The organism is Buttiauxella ferragutiae, assembly GCF_022637515.1.
GTDB lineage: Bacteria > Pseudomonadota > Gammaproteobacteria > Enterobacterales > Enterobacteriaceae > Buttiauxella > Buttiauxella ferragutiae.
The window spans coordinates 2,923,799-2,940,578 of sequence record NZ_CP093332.1; the positions used below are offsets into that span (position 1 = coordinate 2,923,799).

A 16,780-nucleotide genomic window follows, 5' to 3' on the forward strand; every position below is an offset into this window, starting at 1 on the left:
GTCTCAGTGTGACTTTCCCGCTTCCCCCACTCGCCAAATTCTCTCGGCATAGCGCCCGACAAGCGCCAGTGAGATGGCCAGTAACAGAAAGAAAATCACCTTATTGGTGCCGTCCCAGAACAGTTCGAAATAGCGCGTGTAAAGATTAATCCCGAGGAAGGTTAACCCAAAACCTCGCAGCATGCCGTCGTCGGTTTTCAGGCTAATCCAGATACACGCCAGTGCCGCGAGCGCAAACAGCAGCGACCAGTGCAGCAGTTCAATTTGGCGCACGCTCTGCCAGATATCGAAGTCGTAATTGCCAAAGATCGACAAAATCCATAACGCGATAAACAGATACAACAAGCCCATCGCTTTGCTGGTGTTCAATAAATTACGCTGCTGTAAGGGCTTTTGCAGCAGATAGCAGGCGGCAAGTAATACGCCACCAAACAACACAAAACGAATCGGGTAATTCATACCCAGCCAGTAAGCGCCCCATCCTGACGCGTAACCTGTAGATGTCCCAAAATAGCTACCCAACGACAACAGGAAGAACAGCCAGATCAACCCCGAACGGCTCAGGTAGCCAATCACGGCGTAAATCGCACAGCCCAGTAAAAATAGCGGCGCAACGTTCCCGCTACCGTTATCCAGCGCCATACCCACTTGTGACAACGTGAGTGCAGTGAATAAAACGCCGAGGAACATGATCGCTTCGTTGCTGTAGCGCTTTTCTGGCGTGTGTTTCTGGCGACGAAAGCCCCAGAAGTAACAAGCCGTGGCAATTAGCGCCAGAATAATGGCACGGGTGGCATAGCCAAAATCAAACAGTAGCGCCATTAAATACTCATCGGCGACCAGGCTTCCAATGGCGATAATCGCGCAAGCCAATGCAATCCAGAAGGCGTAACGGCTTAACCGTTGCCAGTCAAAAAGTTGCGGCGAGAGATGTTGTTGCAACCGCTGCTGCTCTGCCTCGTCAATAACCCCCTCCTGACGCCAGCCGTCCAGGGTACGCAGGACGATTTTTTGCTGTTTGCGTGTCACTTTCATATTGGTTTTCCTTGCCAGATTATTGACATCACGTTAACGCATTTTGTCGTAATCTATGAGATGCACAATTTCCGATTCATTCATTTTAGTCTGAGGATCAACCGATGCAGGACTGGAACCCCGCTCTTTATTTGCAGTTTGCAGCCGAACGTACCCGCCCAGCCGCGGAATTAGCCGCGCGTATTCAGCACCCTGAGGCGCAACACGTTTCTGATTTGGGCTGCGGCCCCGGTAACAGCACTGCGTTGTTGCATAAGGCCTTCCCACAGGCGACGATAACGGGCATTGATAATTCTCCGGCGATGCTTGAAAAGGCACGAACCGCACTGCCTGATTGCCAGTTTGAAAATGCTAATGTGGCGCACTGGCAGCCCACAATAAAACAAGATGTGATTTATGCGAATGCGTCTTTGCAATGGTTAAGTGACCATGCTCAGTTGTTCCCGCACCTGGCGGCACAACTGGCGGATAACGGGGTTTTAGCGGTACAGATGCCGGATAATTGGCAAGAGCCGACACACACCTTGATGCGCCAGGTAGCGGCTGAACTAGGGTACGGAGATTCCGGACGTGAGGCGTTGTTATCCGCCCAACAATATTACGATTTGCTGGCGCAATCAGGTTGCAGCGTGGATATCTGGCGCACCACCTATTTCCACGTCATGCCGTCTGCGCAAGCAATTATTGCCTGGCTCAGTTCGACCGGTTTGCGTCCGTACCTCGCCAAACTCGATAACATTCAGCAGCAGGCATTTCTCGAGCGTTACCACGCGCTTTTACAGCAAGCCTATCCGCCACAACACGATGGCAATGTGCTGATGTTGTTCCCACGGCTGTTTATTGTGGCGCGCAAAACAGGCGGTATCGCGCTTTCGTAGGTCGGAAAAGCGCAGCGTCTTCCGACGAAACTGGCGTAAATGGTGGATGACGCTAGCGCCTCCCGCCATTTGCACTATTTTGTGGAAGCCGCCTGCGGCTGAAACCAGCGGCCACGCAATGTGTCATAGCCCCAGTTATAAATTACGCTATACGGCAGGAAGAACAGGAAGAAACCAATCTCGACCATAAACGCCTGCAGCAATGAAATGTTGAGCATCCAGGCGGCGAGCGGCAGGCCAATCAAAATAAAGCCTCCTTCAAAGCCCAGCGAGTGGGCGATGCGCAGCGGCAGCCGACGCTTTTCCCCGACCGGGAAGAACTTATCAAACCCGGCGTTATAAATCATGTTCCAGACCATAGCGACGGTAGACAGCATGATGGCCAGCGCCCCCATCTGGAATAAGGGTTTGTTCAGGATCCACGCCGCCAGCGGCGCACAAATCGCAATGGCGATAACTTCAAAACCCACCGCATGCACGACGCGCTCGGCAAATGTTCTTTTTTGAGACTGCATAAAACTCACTCCAGATAAATCAAGCAATATGGCTATGCGGCGTATTATCATCGCTATTACTGGTAGACTGAAGTTAGTAACCATCGATAAAAGCGATAGATTATGAAATATTCTCCCGAATCCCTCGAAGCCTTTTTGCAGGCAGTCGAAACCGGATCGTTTTCTGCAGCGGCACGTAAGCTCAAGAAAAGCCAGTCGACGGTGAGTGCTGCGATTGCCAATCTGGAAGCCGATTTAGGGGTGACGCTGTTTGATCGCCAGAGTCGCCAGCCGGTTTTGACTGACCAGGGGAAGCATGTTTTGCCGTATATCCAGTCAATTATGGCGGCCAGCGAGCGGCTGAATGAAGTCTCGGTACGCCTGGCGGGCGATGTCGAACCGCGTCTGAGTTTCGTGCTGTCTGATGTGTGGCAAACCGCACACCACGAGTCAATCCTGCAACGTTTTTCGCAACGCTTTCCGGATATCGAGTTTGAATGTTTGATTGCCGAGGATGAAGACGTTATCGACCTGATTCAGATTGGCCGCGCCCACGTTGGCGTATTGCGTGTGCAGCCACGTTATCCGGTGGATGTCACGGTGGCTCGTTTGCAGGTCGGTGCTGAGATGGCGATTTTTATTCACCGCCAGCATGAGTTAGCCCGCTTGCCTGCCGTCGAGATGGACACCCTGCAAACCGTGCGTCAGCTCAGTTTGAGTACTTTTACCGACCCGACGCGCAACAAAAGCGGCGGCCCGACGTGGTCGTCACCGTCATTACTGATGCTGCTGGAGATGGCGGAGCAAGGTTTTGGTTGGGGGATTTTGCCGCGCTGGCTGGTCGAGCAGTTTGGTCACGATGTTTTGCAAGAGTTGCCGGTTGCAGGCTGGCCGCAGCGTATTGACGTGGATGTGTTGTGGTCGAATAAAACGCCACCTGGGCCCGCAGGGCGCTGGATGATTGACCAGTTGCGGGCGCAGAGTTAAGCAGCCAATGTCGGATGACGCTTAGGCTTATCCGACCTACAAAACCATTGTAGAATCAGTCACCCAGGTCGGATAAACGCAGCGTCATCCAACAATGTTTATTTGCGTTTCGGCATCGTCTTCAATAAGTCGTCTGGGCTAATGGACGCCACAATCTCGCTGCCCGGCAAAGGCATTTTGAGAATGTGATTCTTCATTTTGCCAATCACGTGCATTTCGCACGGCTTGCAGTCAAATTTAAGCGTCAGCACTTCATCCTGATGCACCAGTTGCATGGGGGTGGCTTTCCAGCTTTTCACCGAACCTTTTGCCTGTTTCGGGCATAAGTTGAAGGCAAAACGCAGACAGTGCTTGGTTACCATCACCGGCACTTCGCCCTTTTCTTCGTGCGCTTCATACGCCGCATCAATCAATTTCACGCCGTAACGCTGATAGAACTCACGCGCTTTGTGGTTGTACACGTTGGCCAGGAAAGTGAGGTGTTCATCAGGGTAAACTGGCGCAGGCTCACTCACCGCTTTACGGCTGCCGCGTTGGTACTGCTGCAAACGCGCTTCGCTCAGTTCGTCAATAGCTTCACGGCGCAACTGGTTAAGCTGGCTATTGGGAATAAACAACGCGGCAGGCAAATTCAGATCGACTTTGCGTGCCTGGTACATGGTTTGCCCCAGTTTCGCCAGGCTGTCACGCAGGCTGCCGTAAGCCTTTTCTGGGTTGTTCGCCACTTCGAACTGCCCTTCCAGCGTTTTACTGACGCTCACACCTTCTTCACTGGTAATCGTCAGAACCAATTGTTCCTGCCAACCGCTTAACTCCATATCTACCGCAATCCGGCGTTCGCTGGACGTTTTCGTCAACGCCTGCTGCCAGTTATGGTCAAGGTTACGGTTCAGAGGATGGTTCGGACGCACATTTTTCAGGGTTTCCGGCATTTCGTTTGGCCAGACGCGGTACTGATTTTTACCGGTTTTCTCTACGGTATTAGCACGGAAACCAACGATTTCACGTTTAATCAGCACGTTCAGGCCATCGCCGTTGGTCAATGAATCGCTGACATTCACATCAAGGAAATCTTTGCCGACTTTCAGCACTTCGCCCACTGGCAGGCCGATGTATTTCGGTGAATCGAACGCGCCGATATCGATTTTACGCTCGTTAACGAAATAGTCGGTGCTACCACGGTGGAAAGTTTTGTCCGGCGAAGGAATAAAGAAATGCGAGGTCACGCCCGAAGAAGCACGAACCAGATCGGTGCGCTGGTCCATTAATTCATCCAGCAACTGACGGTAATACGAGGTGATGTTTTTCACATAGCTCATATCTTTGTAGCGCCCTTCTATCTTGAAGGAACGCACACCAGCATCGACCAACGCCGCCAGGTTGGCGCTCTGGTCATTGTCTTTCATCGACAGCAGATGTTTTTCATAGGCCACCACGCGGCCCTGATCGTCTTTAAGTGTGTACGGCAAACGGCAAGCCTGGGAGCAATCACCACGGTTTGCACTGCGCCCTGTCTGGGCGTGGGAGATATTACACTGCCCGGAATACGCCACACACAACGCACCATGAATAAAGAATTCAATGGTGGCATCAACGTTTTCGTGGATAGCGCGAATTTGTTTGAGGTTCAATTCACGCGCCAGCACGATTTGCGAGAAACCCACATCAGAAAGGAACTTCGCTTTTTCTACACTACGAATGTCGCACTGGGTGCTGGCATGAATTTCAATCGGCGGTAGATCCATTTCCATCACGCCCATGTCCTGCACAATCAGCGCATCGACACCGGCCTGATACAGGTCGTGGATCATATGACGAGCGGGTTCGAGTTCGTTGTCATGCAGAATGGTGTTGAGCGTAACGAAAATTTTCGCCCCATAACGATGGGCAAACGGCACCAGTTCTGCAAGGTCTTGCAGGCTGTTACCGGCATTATGGCGAGCGCCAAAGCCAGGCCCACCGATGTAAACCGCATCCGCACCATGCAAAATGGCTTCACGGGCAATGGCGGTATCACGGGCAGGACTGAGTAATTCGAGATGATTGGCGTGCAGGCGCATAGTGAATTTGTTTTCTGTGTTATGGGCGAAAGGCGGCCATTGTAGTCAGATTGGGCACGTATGCAAAGAGCTGCGCAACCCATAGAAAATGGTGCATCCGCCTCCTCCGCTGCGATTTTTTTCCTCCTGGGCTTAACACACGCAGTAATAACACTGAATTAGCTAAAGATGCTGTACTAGATATTGATATAATTTATACTCACAATGGAAATAATTACCATGAGTTATCATATTAGGTCTGTTTATGTGGGAGCTAAATGAATGACAGAGTTAAGATAATTGAAAATGACAAAAAACCTCGAACACTCAAAGCTCTATCAATCAGAAGGTGTCCGGTTGCTCTACAGCAACTCATTACCCGGCATTCTGATTACCTTTATTGCGGCCACTACCCTTGCCTTCACTTTCACCAATAATAATCTGCATGCAAAAGTCATCTGGTGGCTGGTGATGACAGCTATTCTCGCCGTTCGAGTTGTTGATACACGCATGTGGTTAAAAAGCACTCCAGAAGGCAAAAGCAGAAAGAGTTGGACCATGCGGTTTTCTTGCGGATGTTTGCTCACCGCGTTGATGTGGAGCTTGTATGCGGTCATTTTCTATCAACAATTTTCTATCGAAGAACTCAGCTCTACCAATGTGATTCTGGCCGCCATGGCCGGAGGGGCAACCAGCATTCTTTCCGCTAATTTCATGCTTGCTTCGATATACAACATTATCATCCTGATACCAATGTCAGTTTTGCTCATGATGCAGCCCGAACAATATAAAATTAATCTTGGCGGTCTGGGGATTTGCTTCACGATAATAATGATCATCTCGTCAGCACGTTCCGCAAATTATATTAAAGAAGCCATTTTGTTACGTTACAGAAACAAAAAACTGGTCTCACGCATGGAAGAAACTATCCGCATCAGGACTCAGGAAGTTTATGAGATCTCGAATAAAGATTCGTTAACCCGTTTATACAATCGCACAGCGTTTTTATCTGCCGTCGAACGTGTAGAGCAAGATTTCAACCAACACCATATAACAGGCTTTGCCATCTTTTTTATCGATCTGGATGGTTTTAAAAATATTAATGACACGCTCGGTCATAATGCTGGCGACAACGTATTAGTGAATATCAGTGAGCGGCTAAAAAGCTGTAATGCCGCTGACACGCTAATGTGCCGCTGGGGCGGAGATGAGTTTATCTTGCTGGTAAAAGAAAACCGACATCAGACGATCCGCGCGCTGGCGCAAAAAATTACCGCCACCCTTTCTCAGCCCATAGATTTAGGCGACCAAACCATCACCCTCAACGCCACCATTGGGATTTCAGTGTGCCCGGAACATGACACCTCAGTCACGCGCCTTATCCAACTGGCTGATATCGCCATGTATTCGCAAAAGGGCAAATATCCGGAGCGCATGGCTTTTTATAATCTCAATCTGGAACACAATCTGCATCGTAAAATCATGCTCAACGAGGCGTTAAAATGCGCACTTGAGCGCCAGGAACTGCGTCTGGTGTATCAACCCATTGTTGATTCCGCTGGCCAGATTGTCAGCTTTGAAGCCTTACTACGCTGGCATTATCAAGACCAGGAAATCTCGCCTGTTGAATTCATTCCCTTGCTGGAACAAAGCGGTCGCATTGTCGAAATCGGCAGTTGGGTTCTGGAAGAAGCCTGCAAAATGTTGGTGACGCTGCGCCAGGGCCACGCCGAAATCTGCATGTGCGTGAATATTTCTCTGATTCAGTTTTACGATAAAGATTTTGTGAATAACGTTAAGCAGGTTATCGAACAGCAGGCTATTCCCGGGCATTTGCTGCACCTGGAAGTGACGGAATCGATCTTCCAGTCTGAACAAATGCAGGTTAACCATAAAGTGAGTCAGTTGCAGAAGTGTGGTGTGAAATTTTCCGTCGATGATTTCGGGACCGGTTATTCAAGCCTTTCTGTTATCCAGAATATGAATATCGATTACATTAAAATCGACCGTTCATTTATTCAACACATCGAAAACAAAGGCTTGTCTATTGTGCAGGCGGTGATGGATATGTCTAAAACCCTCAACTTCCGGGTGATTGCTGAAGGTGTCGAAACCGAGACACAGCGCCATATGCTGGAACAGTGTGGCATCCCATATATGCAGGGTTACTTCTTCTCGCGCCCAATGGAACGCCAGGATGCGCTGGCTTATCTCGGAGATGCTTCGCATAAGTCGGAATAACGCAGCAACATTCGAGAATACGATCTTGCAGATTTTTCAATATCATCCGGTCTGTTGTTAACGGTTTGTAATGCTATAGTTTGCCGTCAACAATAAGGAAGATATGATGCGCTCGATTTCGATTCCGTTACCGACGGTGCTGACCGGTTTTGTTGCCGTATTAGTCGGCTACGCAAGTTCCGCAGCGATCATCTGGCAGGCCGCAGAGGCCGCGGGTGCTAACACCATGCAGATCGCCGGTTGGCTGACGATGCTGGGGATTGGCATGGGTATCAGCACCCTGGTACTGACAATTTGGTACCGCACGCCGATTCTTACCGCCTGGTCAACGCCAGGTGCTGCGCTGCTCGCCACCAGCCTGCCTGGGCATTCGCTAAACGAAGCCGTTGGCGTCTTTCTTTTCTCCTCGTTGTTGATTCTGCTGTGTGGTGCCACCGGCCTGTTCGCCCGCTTAATGCGCCTCATCCCTTCAACACTCTCCGCCGCCATGCTGGCGGGAATTTTGCTGCGCTTTGGCCTCGATGCCTTTACTTCATTGCAGGGCAATTTTTTGCTTTGCGCGAGCATGTTGCTTGGCTGGTTGTTGGCAAAAGCATGGGCACCGCGTTATGCCGTTGTGGTCGCCATGGTTATCGGTCTGTTGGTCTGTGTGATGAGTGGAAATCTGCAAAGCGGCAGCGTGCCTGTGGCGATGGTGATGCCTGAGTTTACGGCTCCGCATTTTTCACTCAGCAGCTTGCTGGGTATCGGTATTCCGTTCTTCCTCGTCACGATGGCGTCACAAAATGCGCCCGGTGTCGCTACGCTAAAAGCTTCGGGTTATGACGTTCCCGTCTCACCGCTGATTGTCGTGACTGCCGCTATTGCTCTGCTGCTGGCACCGTTCGGTGTGTTTTCAATCTGTATTGCTGCAATCACTGCCGCAATTTGCCAGGGTTCCGAAGCTCATCCTGATCCGGCAAAACGCTGGCTTGCCGCCGCAGCCGCTGGGGTATTTTATTTACTGGCCGGTATTTTTGGCGGCTCGATAACCACATTACTCACCGCACTCCCGGTGGCTTATATTCATACCCTGGCAGGTTTGGCATTGCTGAGCACCATCGCCGGAAGCTTGTTTCAGGCGTTAAACCACGAACGGGAGCGCGATGCCGCGATAGTGACATTTTTGGTCACCGCGTCAGGCGTCAGTTTGTTGGGCGTGGGTTCTGCTTTTTGGGGACTGGTAGCGGGTGGAATCTGTTACGCGCTGTTCTCACTTTCCCGCCGCGCGTAGTTGCGAAGGTGTCACACCGATTGTGGCTTTAAAGCGATTGCTGAAATGGCTTGCCGAGCTAAATCCGCAAGCCATCGCAATATCGGTCAACGTTAACGGGCTGTTTTTCACCAGCGCTTCGGCGCGTAACATGCGCCGCTGCATCACATACTGATGCGGGGCAAGTTGTGTCGACTGCTTGAACATGCGCGCAAAATGAAACTCGCTCAAACCCGCTTCTACAGCCAGTTCAGTCAGGGTTAAAGGTTCGCTAAGATGTTGTTCAATGTACGCCTGGATATTGCGTAACACCACGGGAGCCAGCCCGCCACGCACATTCGGCAAGCGCCACTGCACATTGCTGTAAGTCTGCACCAGGTGGGTGAGCAACAATGTCGATGCGGTGCTTAACATCAAATGATTTGCCTGCTGTTGCCAGTCGCTGCTCAATAAAAAGTGGCGATATAACTGCGTAATGCGCGGGTCATCACTGAAGATTTTCTCATCGAGCTGGATAGCCGCCGGGCTGCGATCCCAGATTTGCTCGGCAATATTGCGCAGATGCTCATCAGTACAATACAGATGCACAAACGAAAAGTGATTGCGGATATCCCAGGTCGTTTCGCTCTCTTTTGGCATCAGGCAAAAACGGTCCGGCCCGCCGCCATTCTTCCAGCCCGCCGAGGTTTTCTGATAGGTTTCGTAGCCCTCATTCACATACATGCTCAAGGTATGGTGATCGCTGCATTGCGTCACGCGATCGAGGCTGTTTGACCACGCCGAGAGTTGAATCCCGGAGCCTAGCTGCACGTTATCTTCCAGCACCGCGTTGTGCTGGCGAAGATTTTCAAATGCGTGATACGGCTGGGTCATAACGGGCGGCCATCAAAGTTCAGGAGTCACAGTTTAAGTAGTGCGCGAGCCTGTTACCAGCCATTAACAATCCCTCCGGTAAAAAAAACCGCAAGAATATGCAAGCGCCGCAACTGCATGAAAGTATCTGCCCGCGCTTTCACCGATACTCCTGCCATCCGTTTCGGGAGATAACAACATGAATGCGTTACTTTATATTTTGGTGGTAGTGATTTGGGGTACAACGTGGCTAGCCATTTATATGCAGCAAGGCGTGGTATCCGTACCCGTTTCTATTTTCTGGCGTTTTGCCGTGGCGGCGATAGTGATGCTGGTGGTGCTGAAGGCATTGGGGCGCTTGCGTCGTATCAGTCTGCGCGACCATCTGTTCTGTATGCTGCAAGGCGGCTGCGTTTTCGGCTTTAACTTCGTCTGCTTTTATCATGCCGCCGCGTATATCAGCTCCGGCCTGGAATCGGTAATTTTCTCCATGGCGGTACTGTTTAACGCCGTGAATAGCATGATTTTCTTCCGCCAGCGCCCGCACAAAAACTTGCTGCCAGCGGCGGTGCTCGGCATTTCTGGGGTGGTCGCCCTATTCTGGCATGACCTGGTCGCCACGCAACTGGCACCGTCGTTGCTGCTGGGGATCGGCTTAAGCGCGCTCGGTACTTTTGGTTTCTCGCTGGGCAATATGATCAGTACGCGCCATCAGCGCCGCGGGCTGGAGACTCTGTCCACCAATACCTACGCGATGTTTTATGGCACCGTGATCATGGGTGTGCTGGCTCTATTGCGTGGGGATTCGTTTATGCCGGAGTTCACGCTACGCTATCTGGGTTCGCTGTTCTATCTGGCGATTTTCGGTTCGGTGATTGCCTTTGGTGCCTATTTCACGCTGGTCGGGCGTATTGGTGCCAGCCAGGCGGCTTACAGCACGCTGCTGTTCCCGTTAGTCGCGCTTAGTCTGTCAACGCTCTATGAAGGTTACATCTGGCACAGCAATGCGATTATCGGGCTGGTGATGATCCTGCTGGGGAATCTGGTGATGTTCTCGAAACCGGGGATGTTTAACTTGCTGACGTGGCGCAAACGCACGGTGTAAAGCGATTAAAAAGGGAGCCAGGCTCCCTTTAGATTCACGATTTCTGTTGAGTATCAAATGTTGAGGCATCTGTCGCCAGATCATCAATAACCTGTTTAAGCGTATCCAGCGTCATCTCCGTATTTTCATTGCTTAAATCTTCGCCTTCGCCTTTACGCACCACACGCATCACCGTTTTCTGCGTTGCCGCATCAATGAGTTCCGCCTCGAAATAGAGGTTGGTGTTCATAGTACGGTGGCCCGTCGCCGCTTGCGTACCTGCGACAACCAGCGCAATAGGCACCACTTCGTAGAATTGCAGACCTTCTTTAGAACTGTCTACTGCGGTGATGGCACCACGGAAGATCAGGCTGCGAGGGCCTGATGTCGCCACCAGTGGGATGCGCGCTTGGGCAGCACTCTTAAGTTTGGTATTGGTGTAGTTCAACAAACCGTCCAACACTTTCCTGCCAATTTGTGTGTTCGGTTGTGGCTCCGGGTAATAGGTGATCGGGTTATACACCAGGCTGTCGTAATTGCTCCCTTTATAGTCAGGGTCAACCCAACGCACGATAGTTCTGCCCGTGGTCGTTTCAGTTTTTTCCAGCCCAGAATAGTCTTTTAAGAATCCTGAATATTTTTCAGGTTCCGGTGTAGAAGAAGCACAACCCGCTAACGCTAATATTCCTGTAAGACAGACTACTTTTAAAAACATTGAAGTTTTCATTAATCCTCCGTTTAGATTGCATGTAAGCGAGCGCGTTATAGCAATAAAAAGGAGAATAATAAGCGGTGAAAAATGCTAATGAGTTTAAAACCAAACTTTTCAGAGTGAATTTTATTGCTACTCACAGATAAATAATAATTATTTTTGTATGTATAATCTAAAATACATAATTACGACAAATAATAAGGAATAAACATGATCCCTCATCTGCGCATTGCCCGACCAGTTACCGATCTTGCAGAAAGTAAAAAGTTGTATTGCCTCGGCTTAGGTTTGCAAGAACTGGGGAATTTTGATGAACATGATGGTTTTAGCGGCATCATGCTTGGGCGCAGCGATTTAAACTGGCACCTTGAGTTTACTGTATGCCACCGCCACCCGGTCGAACCTGCGGCTACCGTGGACGACCTGTTGGTACTTTATTATCCAGATAACATCCTATGGCAAAAAACCTGCCAGCAAATGCTGAATGCAGGTTTTTTAACCATTAATAGTTTTAATCCTTATTGGGATGTCGCCGGTCGTACCTTTATTGATAACGATGGCTATCGCACTGTGTTACAAAACCGCGCGTGGCCAATAGGTTAATTTTTGCGTGCCAACATAGTGGCGAAACGTAATTTAATACGATTACCTTGCTCGTCGGTCTTATGTAATTCACCGACATCTTCGTTATATTTAAGTAATTCCCAGCCCGCGTAATAATTGCGTAATTCACCTTCAGCAAAAGCAAATGGAAAACCGACAGTACAAGGGAAATCTTCGGTGTCCATGGCGGCAACGATTAAGTTATAGCCCCCAGGTTTGGTGCAACGCTGCATATTCGCAATTAATCCAGGAATGGTATCGCGTTCTAAAAACATCATCACCACAGTCGACAGGATAAAATCGTACTCACCGTCGAACGCCAATGTGTTCAAATCAACCACATCGGTGATGATGTTTTTCAGCCCTTCTGCTGCAATAATTTTATTCAGGTTGCTGATACTTATCTGGTTTTTATCCCAGGCGGTCACATCAAACCCTTTTTGATTCAGATACAAACTGTTGCGCCCGCTGCCACAACCGAGATCCAGCGTTTTACCCGGTGGGACGATGGTGACCGCATTCAGCACTTCAGAGTGAGTGCGGGTTAAACCATATTTCTCGGTGTAATAGTTTTCAGAAGCCATCTTAATTTGTCCTTTTCGTAGGCCGTTCGCTACGTAACAGTAATTTACCCTGGTAAAGCAAGGCAACCGTGCGCACCAGTAACAGACCGATAATAACATTAGTGAAAATAAACAGCGGCAGTGCGATGGCGCTAAAAAGCCCGTCATTACTGCTGTGGCTTAAATGCAGCGCCGTCGTCGCCAGGGCAGAAAGACCGAACGAGAAGCTCCAAAACGACGCGTTAAAGGGTTGCTTCAGATACCAGGGCATCAGGCGCAACATGAACAGCAATTGCAGCAGCCCGTAACCAAACAGCATTTTGGCGAAGAAATCCGCTTGCCCACCGTTGACACTCAGGTACGCATTGCACGCCACCAACGCCGGAGCAAGCTGGATACCAAGCGAGGTACGCACAGGGGTTGGTAACTCACCGCCGCTACGCAAACGTTGCAAAATAGCAGGCTCAAGACTTAACCAGGAAAATACCCCCGCCCCGAAGAATAAAATCCCCAGATCGTGATATCCCAGCGCTCCGCAAGCCATGGCGCTGATAAAATTATTCGCCACCGTCGGCAAATAAAGCCCTGGAGTGGTGTCAGCCGCCGGAAGCTTGCCCCGCCACATCCCCGCACTTTGCCATGCCGCGTAAGCCAGTTGCACCAACGCACCGAAGGCAAACAGCCCAGCAGCCAAAAAGCGAAAGTAAGGTTCCAGCGCGATAGAAACCAGCATCGTGGTTGCGGGGAATAAGCTGACAAAGCTCCCCTTTAGCGGGTGATTGATTTCTTCTACCACGCTGTGCGGATATTTAACCAGACGCACGATAAAAGCCACGGCTAACGCCAGCCAGATAGCCATCGCCAGGCTTTCCAGTGCATCACCAATGGCAGGTGAAACTGACCAAATTTTGGCGGCATAACGCCACGCAAAGCCCATGCCGATGACACCAAGCACGATGCCAAAATACCCAGCCGGGAGGTTGAGCATGGGACGGGTTACTGATTTATCCATTTATTTTAAATCTTAAAATTTAGTTTGGGTGCATTTTATGCGATGGCGCAGCAGAACACCACCAGGGGATTTACCTGCTACGTTTTAAACAGCGATTGAAACAAATACTGAGGCACATCGGATGAACAAGTATCAGCTAATGGGTGACGCACGTCTGCATGATTATCTGGTTGATGGCACAAAACAACAGGTGAAACTTTGGCAGGTGGTCGCACTTTGCGATTTCAGCGATGTTAAAGCCGGGCAACTTGGGGGCTGGATTGAAAACGAAGACAATCTCAGCCAGCAAGGCCATTGCTGGATTTATGGCCACGAAAGCGTGGTTTTCGGTGGCTCATGCGTGACTGAGGATGCGCAAATTCATGGCAGCTCTACCCTTTGCCACCAGGCCCATGTCAGCGGTAAAAGCTTCGTTGAACAATCACTGATCAGCGGTGAATGCCGGATTTTCGATGCAGCTCGCATCCTGAACGGCAGCCAGGTGATTGCCGTTCGTGGGTTGACTGCCGACGACAATAAGTTGCTGCAAATTTACGGCAACGCCACCATAAACGCATCCCGCGTGGTACATCAGGCGCAAATTTTTGGCAATGCCCTGGTCAACAATGCTTTTATTGAACACCGCGCCGAAATTTTCGGCCACGCCATTCTTGAAGGCAATGACGAGAACAATATTTGGGTTTGCGACTGTGCGCGCGTGTTTGACAATGCGCGGATTATTGCCGGGCGCGGCGATGACCAAATCCCAACTATTCGTTACTCCTCGCAAGTTTATGGTAACGCGCTGATTAAAGGCGATTGTGTATTAAAACATCAGGTGCATATTTTCGATGATGCCACGCTTATCGGCGGGCCGATTCAGCTCGACAACAAGGTGCAAATCTACGGCCAGGCGCGCATTACCGGTAATGTGTTAATCGAGAATAGCGTGAACATTTACGATAAGGCGGCGGTGGATGGTCTGGGAGGCGAACTGATTCATATTCGTGGGATTAAGGATATTAACGGCGAACAACGTGTCACGCGCTCGCCATTTTATGGCGTGTATTGAGCCGAGCGGGAAAGGCTATCGCCCTGTTCCACGATTCGTCCGTAAATATTCTGGTCATAAAATACGCCGTTTAAAAACTCGGCCTGTTTCAGACGGCCTTCAAGCGTGAAGCCATTGCGCAACGCCACCTGGTTGCTGGCGGTATTACTGACGATGCACTTAATGACAAAACGGCGCACCATTCCTTCGCGGGAATATTTCTCAACCACGGCCTGTAGTGCGCGGGAAATAATCCCTTGCCCCTGAGCGTCTTTATCCAGCCAATAACCGATGTAAGCCACTTTATTAGTGGGTTCAATCTGGTTAAACGAAATGACCCCAACCATTTTCTGCTGCTGAAATATCAGGAACATTTTCGCGTAACCGCGATGATGCAACAGGTAGTTACCCTGCGCCATTTTGCGCGAATCCTCAACCGACAAAACATATTGCGGCCAATCCATCGCCATTCGCAGCCAGGCTTTATTCTTCTGCACCAGCGCAAAGATTTCATCCACGTAACATTCGTGGATAGAGTGCAACGTAATGCTGTCGTCAATGTTAATCAGGTCGTCTTGCCAGTTATCGGAATCCCGCACGCTACCTCTCCTTCTTTGGTTTCTGTGGGAAATAATGGTGCAGAATAAATCTTTGCACCACCAGGTTTCCCCACTTTTGCACAATAGATTTGCCACGCGCCGCCTGCCACCGCTGAACTGAACGGTTTACCACGCTGGTATAGATATTGCTTAACATCTTTGTAACCCAAAGGAGACTCTGATGAAAGCGATCATAATTGGCGGCGGCATTGGTGGACTTTCAGCGGCAATTGCCCTGAAAAGATGTGGCATTGCAACGGAAGTCTATGAAGCGGTGAAAGAGATCAAACCCGTCGGTGCGGCGATTTCAATTTGGCCCAATGGCGTAAAATGCCTGAACTGGCTCGGCATGAAAGAGCAGCTTCAGCAACTCGGTGGGCCGATGGAATTCATGGCCTACAAAGAGTTTGTCCACGGCCAAACCCTGACGCGTTTTAGTCTCGATCCTTTAATCAAAAGCGTCGGCGAACGCCCCTATCCTGTGGCGCGGGCTGAACTGCAAGACATGCTGATCGATACCTATGGCCGCACAGATATTCAGTTTGGCAAACGCGTGGCTAAAGTCGAAGAATTTGATGGCGGCGTACGAGCGTATTTTGAAGATGGGCATATCGCGGTGGGCGATGTGCTAATTGCCGCTGATGGCACCCACTCCCTGATCCGCCCGTATGTTCTTGGTCACCAGACAGAACGCCGCTACGCCGGTTACGTTAACTGGAACGGTCTGGTGGAAATTGACGAATCTATTGCCCCGGCCAATCAATGGACAACATTTGTTGGCGAAGGAAAACGGGTTTCTTTAATGCCAGTTGCCGGTAATCGTTTTTACTTCTTCTTTGATGTTCCCCTTGAGAAAGGGCTACCAGAAGACCGCACCACCGTTAAAGCTGATTTAACGCGCTACTTTGCCGGTTGGGCTGAACCGGTACAAAAATTGATTTCCGCGATTAAACCCGACACCACCAACCGCATAGAAATTCATGATATCGAGCCATTTATGCAACTAGTGCGTGGGCGCGTGGCGCTACTCGGCGACTCCGGCCACAGCACCACGCCGGATATTGGCCAGGGTGGTTGTGCTGCCATGGAAGACGCGGTGGTACTGGCTATGGCGCTGCAAACCAACTCATTAGGCGTGGAAGATGCCCTGCAACGCTACCAGCAAAAACGTGCCTGGCGCGTCAAAGATCTGGTACTCAAAGCGCGTAAACGCTGCGATGTGACCCACGGAAAGGATATGAACATCACCCACAACTGGTATGAGGAACTGAAAAGCGAAACCGGTGAACGGGTACTTTCTGGGATGCGTGAAACTATTCTTGGCGGGCCGCTGGAGTAGAGAGTGGGTGGCACCCTTTTGTCGGATGACGCTGCGCTTATCCGACCTACAAATGCTAAG

General features: G+C 50.3%; 16 protein-coding genes. 8 read left to right on the top strand and 8 right to left on the bottom strand.

Going from position 1 to position 16,780, the window contains the following annotated elements; translation table 11 throughout:
- Positions 1-3: 3 nt before the first annotated feature.
- Positions 4-1,035 (bottom strand): DUF2157 domain-containing protein, encoded by a 1,032-nt coding sequence (locus MNO13_RS13460; RefSeq protein WP_232885956.1) that lies wholly within the window; start codon positions 1,033-1,035, stop codon positions 4-6.
- A gap of 104 nt (positions 1,036-1,139) precedes the next feature.
- Between MNO13_RS13460 and tam the strand changes: the two genes are divergently transcribed.
- Positions 1,140-1,913 carry a trans-aconitate 2-methyltransferase gene (gene tam / locus MNO13_RS13465; RefSeq protein WP_241938878.1) on the top strand — a complete coding sequence of 258 codons (774 nt, stop codon included), beginning with the start codon at positions 1,140-1,142 and terminating at the stop codon, positions 1,911-1,913.
- A 74-nt stretch (positions 1,914-1,987) separates the two neighbouring features.
- Here the strand turns inward: tam and MNO13_RS13470 are convergent, their stop codons facing one another.
- Entirely contained in the window at positions 1,988-2,428 is a 441-nt protein-coding gene (locus tag MNO13_RS13470) for a multidrug/biocide efflux PACE transporter (RefSeq protein ID WP_064547074.1), read from the bottom strand.
- 102 nt (positions 2,429-2,530) lie between these two features.
- On the opposite strand from MNO13_RS13470, the gene MNO13_RS13475 reads away from it, so the two are divergent.
- Positions 2,531-3,394 (top strand): LysR family transcriptional regulator, encoded by an 864-nt coding sequence (locus MNO13_RS13475; RefSeq protein ID WP_241938879.1) that lies wholly within the window; start codon positions 2,531-2,533, stop codon positions 3,392-3,394.
- A 98-nt stretch (positions 3,395-3,492) separates the two neighbouring features.
- Here the strand turns inward: MNO13_RS13475 and MNO13_RS13480 are convergent, their stop codons facing one another.
- Positions 3,493-5,454, bottom strand: coding sequence for a peptidase U32 family protein (locus MNO13_RS13480; protein ID WP_241938880.1), 1,962 nt, complete (start codon positions 5,452-5,454; stop codon positions 3,493-3,495).
- Positions 5,455-5,739: 285 nt separating this feature from the next.
- Between MNO13_RS13480 and MNO13_RS13485 the strand changes: the two genes are divergently transcribed.
- A complete protein-coding gene (locus MNO13_RS13485; protein WP_121813369.1) occupies positions 5,740-7,674 on the top strand; it encodes a putative bifunctional diguanylate cyclase/phosphodiesterase in 1,935 nt (644 codons plus the stop codon).
- A 106-nt stretch (positions 7,675-7,780) separates the two neighbouring features.
- A complete protein-coding gene (locus MNO13_RS13490) occupies positions 7,781-8,947 on the top strand; it encodes a benzoate/H(+) symporter BenE family transporter (protein WP_064547082.1) in 1,167 nt (388 codons plus the stop codon).
- Here MNO13_RS13490 and MNO13_RS13495 read toward each other — a convergent pair.
- Complete coding sequence (locus tag MNO13_RS13495; protein ID WP_064547084.1) at positions 8,927-9,799, bottom strand: AraC family transcriptional regulator; 873 nt, start codon at positions 9,797-9,799, stop codon at positions 8,927-8,929. The genes MNO13_RS13490 and MNO13_RS13495 overlap by 21 nt on opposite strands.
- 178 nt (positions 9,800-9,977) lie before the next feature.
- On the opposite strand from MNO13_RS13495, the gene MNO13_RS13500 reads away from it, so the two are divergent.
- Positions 9,978-10,883 (top strand): DMT family transporter, encoded by a 906-nt coding sequence (locus MNO13_RS13500; protein WP_064547086.1) that lies wholly within the window; start codon positions 9,978-9,980, stop codon positions 10,881-10,883.
- A gap of 34 nt (positions 10,884-10,917) precedes the next feature.
- On the opposite strand, the gene MNO13_RS13505 is transcribed toward MNO13_RS13500, so the two are convergent.
- Positions 10,918-11,589: a DUF3313 domain-containing protein gene (locus MNO13_RS13505; RefSeq protein ID WP_121813368.1), complete on the bottom strand. Its 672-nt coding sequence runs from the start codon at positions 11,587-11,589 to the stop codon at positions 10,918-10,920.
- A 195-nt stretch (positions 11,590-11,784) separates the two neighbouring features.
- Here MNO13_RS13505 and MNO13_RS13510 point away from each other — a divergent pair, with 195 nt between their 5' ends.
- Entirely contained in the window at positions 11,785-12,177 is a 393-nt protein-coding gene (locus MNO13_RS13510) for a VOC family protein (RefSeq protein ID WP_133521378.1), read from the top strand.
- Here MNO13_RS13510 and tehB read toward each other — a convergent pair.
- Both tehB and tehA read right to left on the bottom strand, forming a co-directional pair.
- Positions 12,174-12,761 (bottom strand): tellurite resistance methyltransferase TehB, encoded by a 588-nt coding sequence (gene tehB / locus MNO13_RS13515; RefSeq protein ID WP_422387194.1) that lies wholly within the window; start codon positions 12,759-12,761, stop codon positions 12,174-12,176. The genes MNO13_RS13510 and tehB overlap by 4 nt on opposite strands.
- A 1-nt stretch (position 12,762) precedes the next feature.
- Positions 12,763-13,752, bottom strand: a complete 990-nt coding sequence (tehA, locus tag MNO13_RS13520) for a dicarboxylate transporter/tellurite-resistance protein TehA (RefSeq protein WP_064547092.1) — start codon at positions 13,750-13,752, stop codon at positions 12,763-12,765.
- Positions 13,753-13,873: 121 nt separating this feature from the next.
- On the opposite strand from tehA, the gene ydcK reads away from it, so the two are divergent.
- Entirely contained in the window at positions 13,874-14,803 is a 930-nt protein-coding gene (gene ydcK, locus MNO13_RS13525) for a YdcK family protein (RefSeq protein ID WP_241938881.1), read from the top strand.
- Here the strand turns inward: ydcK and rimL are convergent.
- The gene (rimL, locus tag MNO13_RS13530) at positions 14,788-15,381 is read right to left on the bottom strand and encodes a 50S ribosomal protein L7/L12-serine acetyltransferase (RefSeq protein WP_241938882.1); all 594 of its coding nucleotides are present in this window, start codon (positions 15,379-15,381) and stop codon (positions 14,788-14,790) included. The genes ydcK and rimL overlap by 16 nt on opposite strands.
- 181 nt (positions 15,382-15,562) lie before the next feature.
- Between rimL and hpxO the strand changes: the two genes are divergently transcribed.
- Complete coding sequence (gene hpxO, locus MNO13_RS13535) at positions 15,563-16,720, top strand: FAD-dependent urate hydroxylase HpxO (RefSeq protein ID WP_241938883.1); 1,158 nt, start codon at positions 15,563-15,565, stop codon at positions 16,718-16,720.
- Positions 16,721-16,780: the final 60 nt, after the last annotated feature.